Below are 14,721 nucleotides of genomic sequence, written 5' to 3'. Positions count from 1 at the left end.
GAGGTGGCCTGCTCGCCACCACAGCAGCAGCCCCATGCCGAAGAACACGGCCCACACCAGCACGGACACCAACATCAGCAGATACATGCCACCCCCGTGACGCGGCGGCCCAGGCCTCCTGCGCGGACCGCCGCGAACAGCATCCCTCCGAAGAGGTCTCCCGTGAAGATGTCGTAAGGGTGATCAGGATGTGACTCGCAGTGGCGGGCCGGGCAGGATGGGAGCCATGACAGTCAGTCCCACGGTGCGCCGCCGCAGACTGGCCGCCGAATTGCGCAGATTGCGCGCCATCTCGGAGGTCACCCAGCAGCAGGCGGCCAGCCACCTCGGTTGCACGCAGGCGAAGATCGGCCGTTTCGAGACGGCGAAGAGATCACCCTCGGTCGGTGACGTGTCGGCGTTGCTGGACTTCTACGGGGTGGACAGCGCCGAGAGGGAGCAGCTGATCAACCTCGCGCGGGATGCCCGCAAGCGCGGCTGGTGGCACTCCTACAGCGACGTGCTGCCCGAGTGGTACGAGACCTACGTGGGTCTCGAGGCCGAGGCCTCCAGCATCCACACCTACGAGTCCGAGGCGATCCCCGGATTGCTGCAGACGCGTGAATACGCCTACGCCATCACCAAATCCACGCTCATCCGGGCGCACGACGCCGAGATCGGGCGGCGCGTGGACCTGCGGATCCAGCGCCAGGAGCGGGTCACCGGGGACAACCCGCTGGAGCTGTGGGCGGTGGTCGGCGAAGCGGCGCTGCGCCGCCGAGTGGGCGGTGACGGCGTGCTGCGCCGCCAGCTGGAGCACATGCTCAAGCTCGGAGAGCTGCCGAACGTGACGCTGCAGGTGATGCCGCTGGACGCCGGAGCGCACCCGGCGCAGGCGGGTCCGTTCGTGATCCTGCGCTACTCCAACCACATTGACCCGGACGTGGTCTACCTGGAAACCCATGTGGGTGGCCTGTACCTGGAGCGCGAGATCGAGCTGACGAACTACGCCACGATGATGGACCATCTGAGAGCGCATGCGGTAGACCCGGAGGGTTCGGTCGATTTCATCCAACAACGCATAGGAGAGCTGTAGATGGCGGAAATATCCGGCTGGCGCACCAGTTCCCGCTCGCAGGGGCAGGGCCAGTGCGTCGAGGTCGGTTTCGGGTCCGATCAGGTCGGTGTGCGGGACACCAAGAACCGGGGGGTGGGGCGCATCGAGATCGCCTCGCAGCTGTGGGAGGACTTCGTCGGCGGCGTCAAACAGGGCCGGTTCGACCAGGACTGAATCCAGCAGGGGAGCGCGCTACATCGGGGGGCGCTCCCCGCCGGTACTGGAGATCTCCTCCACCGCAACGCGTTCCAGGAACGGCGCGAGCAGGCCGGGGACGGCTTCGTCGGCCAGCGCCAGGCCATCGGCGGTGCGGACGTCGTAGATCCGGTAGACGCTCGATCCGGCCGCCGTGGTCGCGCCGACGCTCATCAGGTCCGCGCGGCGCTGGAACACCGTGCGGGAGATCCGCCAGCCGATGATGTTCTCGCGTTGCAGCGCGACGGTGCGGCGCATCGCGCTTCCGTTGCGCGCCAACAGGTACCGCTCGTCCAGCGCGTGGCCGAGGCCGCGGTAGGCGTCGACGGCGAAGCCGAGCCCGCCCAGCAGCGCCAGCACCACCAGCGCCGCGGCGAAGCCCATCGGGATCCAGCCCGGCACCGCCGGTACCGCCACCAGGACCGCCACCGCCAGCGCGCTCCACAGCGCCCAGCCGATCCGGCGGCGCAGCGCGGAGCGCGGGTGCGCGGTGAGGGCGACGTCGAAGGGCTGGTCGCGCAGCACGGCGGCGGCGACCCTCCTGGCCTCCGCGCGCGGGGCGGGTGGCAGCAGGGTCTTGCTCTCGGGCTGCTTCTTGTCCTGCTGCTGCGCCTGCAGGCCGGTCGCGACCGCGCCCAACCGAGCGCCGCCGGCCAGCCGCAGCGGCAGCGGTTCGGACAGCTCGATGCCGCGCAACCTGCGCTCCTCCAGCGACAGCGAGCGGGTGGTGAGCAGGCCGCGCTTGACGCGGAGGGTGCCGGGTTCGCGGGTGAGCTGGTAGCCCCACCACATCTCCAGTGACAGCAGGAACGCGCCCACCACCCCGACGACCAGCGCGATCCCGGCCACGACCAGCGCGAACGCGACGATCCCCAGTGTCGCGACGGCGTCGCTGAGGGCTTCGAACACGCCCCACTCGCGCAGCGGCTCGTCGAGGGAGCCGAAGGCCGAGCCGATCGCGCCCCACGCCACCAGCATCAGCGACACCGTCAGCGCCGAGTAGCCGAGCCACCGCGGTTGGAGCCGGGACAGCACGCCCTCGTCCGGCGCGTCCTCCACTGTGGACTCACCGCCGAGGGTCACCGCGTGGCGCAGCGCCTCGGCATCGTCACGGCTGATCGACTGGAGCTTGATGGTGGCCTCGGTCGCCTGCGCCCCGGTGCTGATCTTCACCGTGGAGAGGCCGAAGAGCCGCTCGTGCGGCGCGGCCGTCAGGTCCACGGTGCGGATGCGCTCGCGCGGGATCGACCGGTGGTTGCGGAACAGCCCGCCGAGGCGCTGCTCGAAGCGCTCGTCGGTGACCCGGTACCGGTAGAAGACCCACTCGTAGGTCGCGGCGCCGGCGATGAGCAGCGCGACGCCCAGACCCACCAGCAGCGTGATGAGCACGGCCGTGGTCCCGGTCCCGGCGATGGTCATGACCAGCACGGTCGCCAGCGCTGGTGCGGCCACGACCACCCCGGCCGCCGGGATCGACCGCACGTCCAGCCGGTGCCACTGCCCGTCGACGACGTTCATGTCGCGTCCCCCGGGGTCGCTTGGGTGGTGGCGGTGAGCTGCTCGACGATCTCCACCGCCTGCTGCCGGTCCATGCCGTCGATGCTCAGCGGCCCGGCGGCGGATGCGGTGGTGACGGTGACGCTGGAGAGGTCGAACAGCTGCTGCAGCGGTCCGCGCACGGTGTCGACGGTCTGGATCCGCGACATCGGCGCGATCCGCCACTCCTGCCGCAGCCAGCCCGCTGCCGTGTAGACCGCGTCGTCGGTGATCTCCCAGCGGTGCACCCGGTAGCGCCACTGCGGCATGACCGCGGTGTAGACCGCGCCCACCACGGCGATCAGCACCGCCGGCAGCAGCAGCCAGAAGCGGGCCGGTGCGATCAGGACTCCCAGCACCACCAGCACGATCACCGGTGGGAGCACCAGCGCGAGAGCTTGGGCGGTCCACCACCCGATCGCCCGCTTCTCCACGCGGTGGCGCGGCGGGCGAAGCCGCAGCTCCTCGGACACCTCATGCCCCTCTCGTCGAGCGATTCCCCGATTGTGTCGAACCACCCGGTCCCGCGCGGGTTTCACAGCGATTTCAGCTCAGGCCAGATCGCGGACCACGGCTGGGTCTTCCCGGTGGCGATCCAGCCCTTGAGGTCCTCTCCCGGGATCGCCTGACGGATGTCGGTGAAGTACGGGCGCAGCTCCTCGACGTCGCCGTCGCGTCCGTAGTAGATGATCGTGTCGATCTCGTCGGTGGGCTCGTCGAAGTAGCCGTAGCCGCGGTGCGGGCTGAACACCTCCGGAAGCGGGTGGTGCCTGCTGCCCACCTCGAGCATCGCCGCCGAGATGTAGCTGTCACCGATCACCGCCGTGCGGCTGCGCTGTTCGGCGGGCAGCGACAGGTACGCCGTCGAGACCTGCTGCGCGATGCGGTCGCTGATCCGTTCGGCGTCGATCTTGGTGATCGCCGTCGAGAACCCCTGGTTGATCGCCGCGCCCGAGTACACCAGCAGCCCGGCCGCGACGGCCGTGACCGCGTAGACGGGCCAAGCCGCCCACCCCCAGCGGGACGGCTTGGCCAGCCTGCGCCGCTGCAGGCCCACCGTCGCCGCCGCGATGGGCAGGCCGTACATCCCGATCAGGTAGTACGGGCGCCCGGCGGTGGCGACGAAGAAGACCCACAACAGGATCATGGCGACGGCGAACATCCGGTACGGGCGCAGCCACGACTTGCTCAGCAGCAGCCACAGTCCGGCGAGCACGAGCGCGGTGCCGAGCACTCCCGCGTAGAGCACCAGCTGCACGGCCGTTCCGCTGCGGCCACCGGACATTATCGGCGATTCCTCGGCCACGATCGACGACATCGCCAGCTGCGGCCACCCGTGCACCGCTTGCCAGATCAGCGTCGGCGAGGCGATCAGCAGCGCGATCCCGGCGCCGCCCCACAGCTTCGGCCTGGTCAGCACGGCCCGCGGCCCCACCGCCAGGGCGCTGACCAGCAGTGCCGCGCAGAGGAGCACGACCTGGAACTTCAGCTGCAGGTTGATGCCCAGCAGCACGCCGAACACCAGCAGCAACCGGTCGTCGGCCGCGCCCTGTGCGTGCTGCCGCAGCCACCGCACCAGCGGCAGCAGCAGGGCCGTCCACAGCAGCGGCTCGAAGGTGTAGGGCGCCACCCAGTGCCCGATCAGGTTGGTCCACAACCCGGTCGCCCCGGCGAAGGCCGCGATGGTCTGCGCCCGCCGGTCCGCCCCCAGCTCGCGGGCCAGCAGGGCGATCAGCACCACCGCGCCGCCGGTGGCCAGCGCGGCCGGGAGGCGGAGCGCGAACATCGAGTCCGGTGCGATGAGGTCCATCGCCGCTGCGATCAGCGGAGCCAGCGGTGGTTGGTCCACGTAACCCCAGTCCAGGTGGAACCGGCCCGCCGCGAGCATGTAGACCTCGTCGACCCAGTAGTCCCCGAACGCTCCCGCGATCGCGTGCACCGCGGTCAGGGCGCCGGCGATGGCCAGCACCGGCCACGTCGCGAGGTCGTGCTGCGGCCGGGCGGACGTCGTGGTGCGCGCCGTCGGCTGGTCGATGATCATGATTGTCCCCCAGGAATCTCCGTACGCGACCAGTCAACCCGGGACCCAGGGGCGATCACCACGGCGAGAGGTCGTGAACGAGCTGGACGAAAGTTGCGCCCCGCGCGGCCCGGTGCAACTTTCGTCCAGACCTGGACGTCGTGGTGTGGTGGTTCGCTACGCGACCGGGTGGGACGAGCCCTAACGTGGGCCGGGTGACACGACCGCTCTGGCGGCTGCTCTGGAACAACCCGCGAGAGGCCGTCTTCGACATCTGCCTGGTGATCGGGCTGCACGTGTTCGCGCGCGTGATGTCGAACTTCTACCCGACCGACGCGCCGCCCGGGACCTACGACTGGATCGGCGGCCTGTGGTTCAGCGATGTCGTCAACACCGCGCTGGGGGTGGGGCTGCTCGCGCGCCGCCGGTACCCGATGGTGCTGCTGTGGGCGATCACCCTGCTGTCGGTCGCCCAGGCCCTGCTGATCGAATTCGGCCCGGGACCGCTGATCCGGATCAACCTGTCCACCGACCCGTGGTCGCCGGGCGTCACCCCGTGGGTGCTCTACGCCGTGCTCGTCTACGGCCGCGGGCAGCGCTACCTCACCTGGGCGCTGATCGCCGTCGTGACCTTCGTCAGCCTCCGGGTGTGGACCGAACCGAGCAGCGACGCGCTGGTGACCGGAGCCTCCTGGACGATCTTCCCGGTCGTGCTCGGTCTCTACGCCGGTGCGCGCACCCGGCTGGTCGCCGCGCTGCGGGAACGCGCCGAGCGCGCCGAGCGGGAGCGCGAACTGCTGGCCGAGCAGGCCCGCGCCGACGAGCGCGCCCGGCTGGCCGCGGAGATGCACGACGTCGTCACCCACCGCGTCAACCTGATGGTGCTGCAGGCGGGGGCGCTGGGCGTGGTCAGCGACGACCCGGCCGTGCACCGGGCCGCCGAGGAACTGCGCGCCAGCGGCGGCGAAGCCCTCGCCGAGCTGCGCGACCTCGTCGGCGTGCTCCGCCGCAGCGAGGAGGAGCGGCGCGAACCCGGCGCGGGCCCGCCCACCGACATGCCCGACCTGCACGAGCTCATCGCCCAGTCCGAGGCGGTGGGCATGCGCGTGGAGTTCACAATGGACGGAGATCCGGGCCCGGTCACCCCGGCGGTCGGCAGGACCGCCTACCGCGTGGTGCAGGAGGGCCTGACCAACGCGCACAAGCACGCGCCCGGCGCCGACGTGCACCTCCGCGTGCTCTGCAGCGACGACCGGGTGCGCGTCAGCGTCCGCAACGGCGTTCCCTCGGGAGCGGCGCCGGAACTCGCTGGCAGCGGTGGGGGAGTCGGGCTGCTCGGGCTCCAGCAGCGCGTCGAACTCGTCGGTGGCACCTTTCGGTCCGGTGCCGTCGACGGCGGCGGGTTCGAAGTCGAGGCCATACTGCCCGGGTACGTGCCCACCGAGGAGAGCGCCGATGCCTGAGACGATCCGCGTGCTCGTCGTCGACGACGAGCCGATGGTCTGCGCCCACCTGCGCACCATCCTCGGTTCGGCACCGGACATCGAGGTCGTCGACGACGCCCAGGACGGTGCCGCCGCCGTCGAAGCCGTCGTCCGGCACCGGCCGCGCGTCGTGCTCATGGACCTGCGGATGCCCGGCGTGGACGGGCTCACCGCGACCGAGCGGATCTGCCGCATGCCCGATGCCCCCGCGGTGGTCGCGCTGACCACCTTCGACGCCGACAAGTACGTGCTGCGCGCGCTGCGGGCGGGTGCCGTCGGGTTCCTCGTCAAGTCCACCCCGCCGCAAGACCTGATCGGCCTGGTGCGGGTCGCCGCCGACGGGCACACCGTGCTCTCCGAGGACGCCAAGCGCCGGTTGCTGGCGGCCACCGGCGGTGAGCAGACCGCCCGCGAGCGCGCCGTCCGGCTGACCCGAGAGCTCACCGAGCGGGAGATCGAGGTGCTCACCTGCCTCGGGCGCGGCATGTCCAACGCGCAGATCGCTTCCGGCTTGCACCTGTCGGAAGCGACCGTGAAGTCCTACGTTTCCCGGATGTTGGTCAAGCTCGACTGCGAAAACCGGTTGCAGGCCGGTCTGCTCGCCTACGACGCCGGGCTCGTGCCCCGGTGAAGCGCGTCACCGGCGTTGTCGATAGGCCATACGAGTGGATTGGTCCGACAGGTTTAACGATCAATCGAGTGAGGTCCGCCGATTGGCTCTGGAATATTCCACTCAAGATCGGTACACCATAGATGACGCGTTCCAGACGGTTGTCGGGGCCGGGAACGCGTCAGCGCCGTCGGTTCGGGGATCGATGGTGCACCGGTCGGAGGGGTCCGGCCGAAACGAGGGTGCCCTCGGCGCAATCGGGGTGCGCCGAGGGCACCTTTCTTTTGCGGTCCCCGGCGGTGGTCACTTTGCCAGCGGGAAAACGGCTTCGCAGTTTGTCCGACGTTGGTTCTCGCGGTGAGCAATTGTCGCCTCGTTGTTGATTTTTTCATCATCTCTGCCCCCTGTGACCTGCGGCTTATCGGGGAAAAGCGGCAAAATCCTTCTCTTTCGCGGCTGTTCTCGAGTTGGTTAGTGTTCGATCAAGTTTGCTGCGGGGAGCCGGTTGGGGGAAGGCAGGCCTTCGGCTGGGGTTCTCGCGGCAAGACCTTCGGACAAGGAGATTCACGATGGTCGATGCCCCACGTCGCCTCGCCCGGTTCGCCGGTGTTGCCGCGATCGCCGTTGCCGCGCTGACCTCGGCTTCCGTCGCGCAGGCGGCTCCGGCCGACGTCAACCCGTACATCGTCGGCGGCCAGGACGCCGAGATCGCGGACCACCCGTTCACCGTCGCGCTGACCACTCCGGACGGCCAGCAGTTCTGCGGTGGCTCGCTGGTGTCCCCGACCAAGGTCCTCACCGCCGCGCACTGCACCACGGGTCAGCAGGCCGCCGACATCAAGATCGTCAGCGGTCGCACCACCATGAGCTCCACCGAGGGCACGGTTTCCGACGTCACCAACGTCTGGATCCACCCGGAGTACACCGACGCCACCAAGGGCTTCGACGTCTCCGTGCTGACCCTCGGCGCCCCGGTGCAGGAGAAGCCCATCGAGCTCGCCACCGCCGACGACCCGGGCTACGCCCCCGACACCCAGGCCACCATCCTGGGCTGGGGCAACACCTCGGAGGGCGGTCAGCAGGCCGACCACCTGCAGATGGCAAACGTGCCGGTGAACTCCGACGACACCTGCTCCAAGGCGTACCCCGAGTACAGCAACCAGTCGATGGTCTGCGCCGGTCTGCCGGAAGGCGGCGTCGACAGCTGTCAGGGTGACTCGGGCGGCCCGATGGTCGCCGGTGGCCGCCTGATCGGCGTCGTGTCCTGGGGCCAGGGTTGCGCGCAGCCCGGCTTCCCGGGCGTGTACGCCCGCGTCGGCGCCTACAACGACGTGATCACCGAGCAGATCAACTCCTGACGAGCGACCCGGCCGGGGGTGTCATCCCGCTGGCCCCGGCCGGGTCCGCTCCGCTGAGGGGGGAAGGGCGGGGGCGCGGGCGGGCCCGGGCGTCCGGCCAGGACGGCGGCGCCCGCACGCGGCCCGGCCGGGGGCCGCCCCGGTGGGGGGGGCGGGGGGGGGCCGCGCGCCCCCCCGCCCTTCCGTCATGTCCGGCTGCTCCCGATCTCGCCCGTCCCGGTGGAGCCGCGCGGTCGCCGCGCCTTCGCTGTACTGTTCGGTAGGTTCCGCCCGGGGTGGGGAGGGACGACGAGGAGCAGGAGGATTCGAGGGGTGACGGCTGAGGAAGCGGCCAGCTCGCACGGGCACAACCTGGTGAAGTCGGCGGACCGGGCACTGATCATCCTGGAGCTGCTCTCCAGGGGACGGCATCGGCTCAGCGACATCGCCGAGACGCTGCACCTCCCGCTGTCCAGCGTGCACGGCCTGCTCGGCACCCTCGTGCACCGCGGCTTCGCCGAGTTCGACCCGACCACCCGCACCTACGGTCTCGGGCTCAAGGCCTGGACGGTCGGGCAGGGCTACACCGGGCACCGCGACATCGTGGGGCTGGCGCTGCCGCTGATGGAGCGGCTCGCGCAGCAGACCGGCGAGACCGTGCAGCTGTCCCGGCTCGACGGCATCGAGAACGTCTACATCGCCATCGCCGAATCCCCGCAACCGATGAAGCTCGTCTCGGCCGTGGGCATGCGGTTGCCCGCCCACTCCGTCGCGCTCGGCAAGGCGCTGCTGGCCGGTCTGACCGACGACGAGGTCGCCGCCCGCTACGAGGACGTCAAGCTCGAACGCTTCACCGGCAACACGATCACCGAGCTGCCGGAACTGCTGACCCAGCTCGACCAGGTCCGCCGGGACGGCTACGCGACCGACGACGAGGAGTACATCATCGGCTGCCGATGCCTCGCGGTCCCGATCCGCGACCACGCGGGCGAGGTGGTCGCGGGCATGTCGGTCTCGGCTCCGACTCCCCGCTGCGGCCCCAACTGGACCGAGGAGACCAAGGTCCCGCTCGCCGAAGCCGCCGAGGCCATCCACCACCAGCTCCGCCACTGACGAGCCGGGGCCGATTCGAATTTCGCGCGAAGTTCGAGGGCGAAAGTTCGGGCTCCAACTTCGCGCGAAATTCGAATCCACCCAGCACGGAAGGGTGACGGGGCAGCTCGGGCTGGTGACTGGGTGGGGTTCGGGTCAGCCGAACTGGACGGAGCGCTTGGCGAGGCCCCACCAGAAGCCCTCGATCGGAACCCGCTGGTCGTCGAGGTCGTCGCCGGCGGCGCCGAGGGTGACGAACAGGGGCGCGAAGTGCTCGGTGCGGGGGTGGGCGAGGCGACCGGCCGGGGCCTTGTGCTCGAAGTCGAGCAGGGCGTCGACGTCGCCGGAGGACAGCGCCCGGCCGCCCCAGTCGTCGAACTCCACCGACCAGCTCGGCGTGCTGGCGGAGCGCAGCGCCGCGAGGTTGTGGGTGAAGAAGCCGCTGCCCACGATCAGCACGCCCTCGTCGCGCAACGGCTGCAACGACCGGCCGACGCGCATCAGCGCGGTGGGCTCCAGCGTGGGCATCGAGATCTGCAGCACCGGGATGTCGGCGTCGGGGTACATCTCCTTGAGCGGCACGTAGGCGCCGTGGTCGAGGCCGCGGTCCGGCACGTCGACCACCGGCGTCTCGGCGCCGCCGAGCAGCGCGCGCACCCGCTGGGCCAGGGCAGGGGCGCCCGGGGCCGGGTAGCGCACGTCGTAGTACCGGTCGGGGAAGCCCCAGAAGTCGTAGACCAGCGGAACCGTGCTGGTCGCCCCGATGGCCAGCGGCGCTTCCTCCCAGTGCGCGGAGATGATCAGGATCGCCGTGGGACGGGGCAGGTCGGCGGACCAGGCGGCGAGTTCGCCGGGCCAGAGCTCGTCGTCGGCCAGCGGCGGGGCGCCGTGGCTGAGGTAGAGGGCGGGCATGCGCGAGGCCATCGGAAACCTCCTCGTTCGAATTTGAACCAACTGTAGCTCGTAGTTCAAATTCAAACAAGATAGGATGGTGGTGTGACCGAACCGCGCTGGCTCGACGCCGAAGAGATGGCCGCCTGGAACGCCTTCGTGGAGGCGGGGAACCTGGTGAACCGCCGCGTCGAGCAACAGCTCCGCGAGCAGGCGGGCCTATCGCACCCGCAGTACGAGATCCTCGTCCGGCTCTCGGCAGCGCCCGGCGGCGAAGTCCGCATGTCCGAACTCGCCCAGCTCGTGGTGACCTCCAAGAGCGGCCTGACCTACCAGGTCACGCAGTTGGAGAAGGTCGGCCTGGTGAGCCGCCGGACCTGCGACACCGACGACCGGGGCGTGATCGCCTGCCTGACCGACGCCGGCCGCCGCAAGCTCGAGGAGACCGCGCCGGGTCACGTCGAGCTGGTCCGCGAGCACCTCATCGACGTGCTCGACCGCGACCAGCTGCGCGCGCTCACCGACGCGCTGGGCGTGGTCTCCCGGAAGCTGCGCGGGTCTTGACGCCGCCTGTCCGCGCTGATCGGATTTCGCTGGCTTGAACGGTCTTCAAATGGGCGAAGCGGAGTCGGTGATGAGGTTTCTGAGGCTGGGGTCGTTCTCCGAGGAGCGTCCGCACGTGCTCGACGATCAGGAGCGGCTGTTCGACCTGAGTCCGCTGACCGGCGACATCGACGCCGAGTTCCTCTCCGGTGACGGCGTCGCGCGCACCCGCGCGGCGCTCGCGGCCGGTGAGCTGCCCGCGGTCGACGACCCGGCCGACGGCACCGGGATGCGGGTTGGCGCGCCGATCGCGCGGCCGATGGCGGTGCTGTGCATCGGGCAGAACTACGCCGCCCACGCGGCTGAATCCGGTTCGAAGCCGCCGGAAGTGCCGATCCTGTTCTTCAAGCACCCCAACACGGTGGTCGGCCCGCACGACGACGTGCTGATCCCGCGCGGTGCCGAGCAGGTCGACTGGGAGGTCGAGCTCGGCGTGGTGATCGGGCAGCGCGCGAGCTGCCTCGACACCGCCGAGCAGGCCCTGTCGCACGTGGCCGGGTACGTGCTGGCCGACGACGTCTCCGAGCGCGCGTTCCAGAAGGAGCAGTCCGGCGGCCAGTGGTCGAAGGGCAAGTGCGCGCCGACGTTCAACCCGGTCGGCCCGTGGTTCGTGCCCGCCGACGAGATCGCCGACCCGCAGGGGCTGCGGCTGCGCAGCTGGGTCAACGGCGAGCCCCGGCAGGACTCCAGCACCGCGGACATGATCTTCAGCGTGGGCGAGATCGTCCGCCACCTCTCGCAGTACCTGACGCTGGAGCCCGGCGACCTGGTCATCACCGGCACCCCGGAGGGGGTGGCGATGTCCGGTCGCTTCCCGTTCCTGGCGCCGGGGGACGTGGTGGAGATGGAGATCGACGGCCTCGGGCGGCAGCGGAGCGGCGTGAAGTCCGCTTGAGGTTGGGCCGTTCGGATCAACCCCAACGTGAATATCTTTCTATTCCACGTCGGGGTGGCTAGCGTGCCGGTGCCGGAGCAGATCCGCATCGGAAAGGGCTGGCATGGCGCGACGTTCACTCGTCGTCACCCTGGTGGCGACCATCGCTGGAACCCTGTTGGTCGCGCCGGGCGCGAGTGCCCAGCCGCCGGAGGACTACTGCGGGCAGCAGTGCCACGACATCCTCCCGCCAGGTCAGAACGGCAACGCCACCTTCGCCGAGCTGGTCTCGCACATGCTGCTGGGCACCCGCCCGAAGCACTCCGACGACCAGCTCGGCCGGTACGACGCGCTGGCCGGCGGGTACCGGGAGCTGACCACCGGCACCATCCAGGACTTCTTCAACGACCACTCCTTCGGCGTGAAGCCCGAGGACGTCGAGCGGACCTACCGGCCGCGCGCCGACGTCACCGTCATCCGCGACAAGACCGCCGGGGTTCCGCACGTCTACGGCGACACCCGCTCGGGAACCACCTTCGGCGCGGGCTACACCACCGCCGAGGACAAGCTGTTCCTGATGGACGCGCTGCGCCACGCCGGTCGCGGCGAGGTGACCCCGTTCGCCGGCGGCGCCCCCGCCAACCGCGAGCTCGAGCAGAGCTTCTTCTCCGCCGCGCCCTACACCGACGACGAGCTGCAGGACCAGATCGACCGCGTCGCCGCCCAGGGCGAGCGCGGCCGGATCGCCTTGCAGGACGCCAAGTCCTACGTCGACGGCATCAACGCCTACATCCAGCAGGCCCACCAGGGCCGCTACTTCCCGGGCGAGTACGTCGCGACCGGCCACGTCGACCCGGTCACCAACGAGGGCCGCATCGAGCCGTTCGAGCTCACCGACCTGGTGGTGCTCGCCTCGCTGGTCGGTGCCCAGTTCGGCGGTGGCGGCGGGGGAGAGGTGCAGAACGCCGTCGCCCGGATGTCGCTGCACGAGCGGTTCGGGCCGGAGCGCGGTGAGCAGATCTGGCACTCCTTCCGCGCCGAGAACGACCCGGAAGCCATCAGCACCGTCCACGATGGACGAACGTTCCCGTACGGCGGCGCCCCGGCGAACCCGGAGGGCGTCGCCCTGCCGGACCCGGGTTCGGTCGAGGACCAGCAGCTCGTGTTCGACCCGACCGGTTCGGCGACCCAACCCGAGGAGGAGCCCTCGCGCCCGGTCGTGGACCCGCAGGACCCGCTGCGCGGCATGTTCGACGACGGCGTGCTGCCCGCCGACATGGCCGAGCGCCGGGGCATGTCGAACGCGCTGGTCGTTTCCGGCGCGCACACCGAGAGCGGCCACCCGGTGGCCGTGTTCGGGCCGCAGACCGGCTACTTCTCACCGCAGCTACTGACCCTGCAGGAGCTGCAGGGGCCGGGGATCTCCTCGAAGGGCGCCTCGTTCGCGGGCCTGAGCTTCTACACGCTGCTCGGCCGCGGCCAGGACTACTCGTGGAGCGCGACCACCGCCTCGCAGGACATGATCGACACCTACGCCGTCGAGCTGTGCTCGCCGGGAGGCGGCCCGGTCACCCTGGAGTCGAACTCCTACCGCTTCCACGGCCAATGCCTGCCGATGCAGACCGTCGAGCGCAAGAACGCCTGGAAGCCCAACCTCGGCGACGACACCCCCGAGGGCTCCTACAGGCTGGTGTCGTTCCGAACCCGCTACGGGCCGGTGACCCACCGGGCCACGGTGAACGGCAAGCCGGTCGCCTACACCACCGCGCGCTCGACCTTCCTGCACGAGGTGGACTCGATCATCGGCTTCCAGAAGTTCAACGACCCGTCGGCGGTGAAGTCTGCGGCGGACTTCCAGCGCGCCGCGCACGACATCAACTACACGTTCAACTGGTTCTACGCCGACTCCCGCGACACCGCCTACTTCAACTCCGGTGCGAACGTGGTGCGGCAACCCCACGTCGACCCGAGCATGCCGATCACCTCCGACCCGGCCCACGAGTGGCCGGGCTGGGACCCGGAAACAAACACCGCGACCTACCAGACCTTCGCCGAGCACCCGAATTCCACCAACCAGGACTACTACATCAGCTGGAACAACAAGCAGGCCCCGGGAACCGCCGGCGACCGGGCGGAGAAGAACGCGGTGCAGCGCGGCGACCTGCTCGACCGCCGGGTCCGCGAGCAGATCGCCTCGGGTGACCGGTTCAGCCGCGCCGAGCTCGTGCGGGTGATGGCCGACGCCGGCATCACCGACCTGCGCGCCGAACGCGTGCTGCCCGACCTGCTGCGGGTCGTCGGTGAACCCGACGAGCGCACGAAACCGCTGGTCGAGAAGTTGCGCGCGTGGCTGGCCGACGGCGGCAAGCGCACCGAGACCTCGCCGGGCAGCGAGCGCTACGCCCACGCCGAGGCGATCGAGCTGTTCGACGCGTGGTGGCCGCTTCTGGTCCGCGGCGAGTTCGAACCGGCCGTCGGTGCACCCGCCTACCGGGCGATGACGGCGATGATGCAGGTCAACGAGTCCCCGTCGGGCTGGCAGAACGGCGAGCCCGGTCTGCACGTCGGCCAGGGGCACCAGGGCTCGTCGTTCCAGTTCGGCTGGTTCGGCCAGGTGTCCAAGGACATCCGAGCCGTGCTCGGTGAGGACGTCCCCGGCGGCTTCGGCGCGCCGCTCTGCGGCGGCGGTGACCCGGCCGCGTGCCGCCAGGTGCTGCTCGACACCCTCGCGCAGGCCGCGGCGGTCCCGCCGGAGGAGACCTACCCGGGCGACGCCGACTGCGACCCGGGCGACCAGTGGTGCGCGGACTCGATCGTGCAGAACGAGGTCGGCGGGATCGGCCAGGACAAGATCTCCTGGCAGAACCGCCCCACCTACCAGCAGGTCATCGAGTTCCCGGCGCACCGCTGAGCCGTTTGCCGCAGGGCGTTCTCGGCGAAACGGCCCCGCGTGATCTCCCGGCGCCGTAGAATCGACGGCCAA

General features: G+C 70.4%; 13 protein-coding genes. 9 read left to right on the top strand and 4 right to left on the bottom strand.

The window, feature by feature from the left end:
- Positions 1-226 precede the first annotated feature (226 nt).
- Positions 227-1,075 carry a helix-turn-helix domain-containing protein gene (locus R4I43_RS00320; RefSeq protein WP_324263432.1) on the top strand — a complete coding sequence of 283 codons (849 nt, stop codon included), beginning with the start codon at positions 227-229 and terminating at the stop codon, positions 1,073-1,075.
- Positions 1,076-1,270: a DUF397 domain-containing protein gene (locus tag R4I43_RS00315; RefSeq protein WP_324263431.1), complete on the top strand. Its 195-nt coding sequence runs from the start codon at positions 1,076-1,078 to the stop codon at positions 1,268-1,270.
- A gap of 18 nt (positions 1,271-1,288) precedes the next feature.
- On the opposite strand, the gene R4I43_RS00310 is transcribed toward R4I43_RS00315, so the two are convergent.
- From R4I43_RS00310 to R4I43_RS00300, 3 genes are all read right to left on the bottom strand, one after another.
- A complete protein-coding gene (locus tag R4I43_RS00310; RefSeq protein ID WP_324263430.1) occupies positions 1,289-2,809 on the bottom strand; it encodes a PH domain-containing protein in 1,521 nt (506 codons plus the stop codon).
- Complete coding sequence (locus R4I43_RS00305) at positions 2,806-3,300, bottom strand: PH domain-containing protein (protein WP_324263429.1); 495 nt, start codon at positions 3,298-3,300, stop codon at positions 2,806-2,808. The genes R4I43_RS00310 and R4I43_RS00305 overlap by 4 nt, the downstream gene beginning before the upstream one ends.
- 62 nt (positions 3,301-3,362) lie before the next feature.
- A complete protein-coding gene (locus R4I43_RS00300; RefSeq protein ID WP_324263428.1) occupies positions 3,363-4,868 on the bottom strand; it encodes a glycosyltransferase family 39 protein in 1,506 nt (501 codons plus the stop codon).
- Positions 4,869-5,062: 194 nt separating this feature from the next.
- Between R4I43_RS00300 and R4I43_RS00295 the strand changes: the two genes are divergently transcribed.
- The 4 genes from R4I43_RS00295 (at position 5,063) to R4I43_RS00280 (ending at position 9,391) form a co-directional block, all read left to right on the top strand.
- On the top strand, positions 5,063-6,310 hold the full coding sequence (locus tag R4I43_RS00295; protein WP_324263427.1) for a sensor histidine kinase: 1,248 nt from the start codon (positions 5,063-5,065) through the stop codon (positions 6,308-6,310).
- Entirely contained in the window at positions 6,303-6,962 is a 660-nt protein-coding gene (locus tag R4I43_RS00290; protein ID WP_324263426.1) for a response regulator transcription factor, read from the top strand. Before R4I43_RS00295 ends, R4I43_RS00290 begins: the two co-directional genes overlap by 8 nt.
- Positions 6,963-7,510: 548 nt before the next feature.
- Positions 7,511-8,299, top strand: a complete 789-nt coding sequence (locus R4I43_RS00285) for a S1 family peptidase (protein WP_324263425.1) — start codon at positions 7,511-7,513, stop codon at positions 8,297-8,299.
- A gap of 312 nt (positions 8,300-8,611) precedes the next feature.
- On the top strand, positions 8,612-9,391 hold the full coding sequence (locus R4I43_RS00280; protein ID WP_324263424.1) for an IclR family transcriptional regulator: 780 nt from the start codon (positions 8,612-8,614) through the stop codon (positions 9,389-9,391).
- A gap of 135 nt (positions 9,392-9,526) precedes the next feature.
- Here R4I43_RS00280 and R4I43_RS00275 read toward each other — a convergent pair whose 3' ends face one another.
- Positions 9,527-10,294: a dioxygenase family protein gene (locus tag R4I43_RS00275; RefSeq protein WP_324263423.1), complete on the bottom strand. Its 768-nt coding sequence runs from the start codon at positions 10,292-10,294 to the stop codon at positions 9,527-9,529.
- 72 nt (positions 10,295-10,366) lie between these two features.
- Between R4I43_RS00275 and R4I43_RS00270 the strand changes: the two genes are divergently transcribed.
- The 3 genes from R4I43_RS00270 to R4I43_RS00260 all read left to right on the top strand — a co-directional run bounded on the left by R4I43_RS00270 (position 10,367) and on the right by R4I43_RS00260 (position 14,649).
- A complete protein-coding gene (locus R4I43_RS00270; protein WP_324263422.1) occupies positions 10,367-10,825 on the top strand; it encodes a MarR family winged helix-turn-helix transcriptional regulator in 459 nt (152 codons plus the stop codon).
- A 70-nt stretch (positions 10,826-10,895) separates the two neighbouring features.
- Positions 10,896-11,759 (top strand): fumarylacetoacetate hydrolase family protein, encoded by an 864-nt coding sequence (locus R4I43_RS00265; protein ID WP_324263421.1) that lies wholly within the window; start codon positions 10,896-10,898, stop codon positions 11,757-11,759.
- A 103-nt stretch (positions 11,760-11,862) separates the two neighbouring features.
- Complete coding sequence (locus tag R4I43_RS00260) at positions 11,863-14,649, top strand: penicillin acylase family protein (RefSeq protein ID WP_324263420.1); 2,787 nt, start codon at positions 11,863-11,865, stop codon at positions 14,647-14,649.
- Positions 14,650-14,721: the final 72 nt, after the last annotated feature.

The sequence above is a fragment of the Saccharopolyspora mangrovi genome, from assembly GCF_035320975.1.
GTDB classification, from domain to species: Bacteria; Actinomycetota; Actinomycetes; order Mycobacteriales; family Pseudonocardiaceae; genus Saccharopolyspora; species Saccharopolyspora mangrovi.
The sequence above is the reverse complement of the archived record's forward strand: the minus strand, read 5'-3'. Positions and strand labels throughout refer to the sequence as shown.

What these genes read in the sequence shown, in the direction of transcription:
- R4I43_RS00320 (WP_324263432.1), top strand. Translation starts at nt 227, where the DNA reads ATGACAGTCAGTCCCACGGTGCGCCGCCGCAGACTGGCCGCCGAATTG.
- R4I43_RS00315 (WP_324263431.1), top strand. Translation starts at nt 1,076, where the DNA reads ATGGCGGAAATATCCGGCTGGCGCACCAGTTCCCGCTCGCAGGGGCAG.
- R4I43_RS00310 (WP_324263430.1), bottom strand. Translation starts at nt 2,809, where the DNA reads ATGAACGTCGTCGACGGGCAGTGGCACCGGCTGGACGTGCGGTCGATC.
- R4I43_RS00300 (WP_324263428.1), bottom strand. Translation starts at nt 4,868, where the DNA reads ATGATCATCGACCAGCCGACGGCGCGCACCACGACGTCCGCCCGGCCG.
- R4I43_RS00290 (WP_324263426.1), top strand. Translation starts at nt 6,303, where the DNA reads ATGCCTGAGACGATCCGCGTGCTCGTCGTCGACGACGAGCCGATGGTC.
- R4I43_RS00285 (WP_324263425.1), top strand. Translation starts at nt 7,511, where the DNA reads ATGGTCGATGCCCCACGTCGCCTCGCCCGGTTCGCCGGTGTTGCCGCG.
- R4I43_RS00275 (WP_324263423.1), bottom strand. Translation starts at nt 10,294, where the DNA reads ATGGCCTCGCGCATGCCCGCCCTCTACCTCAGCCACGGCGCCCCGCCG.
- R4I43_RS00265 (WP_324263421.1), top strand. Translation starts at nt 10,896, where the DNA reads ATGAGGTTTCTGAGGCTGGGGTCGTTCTCCGAGGAGCGTCCGCACGTG.
- R4I43_RS00260 (WP_324263420.1), top strand. Translation starts at nt 11,863, where the DNA reads ATGGCGCGACGTTCACTCGTCGTCACCCTGGTGGCGACCATCGCTGGA.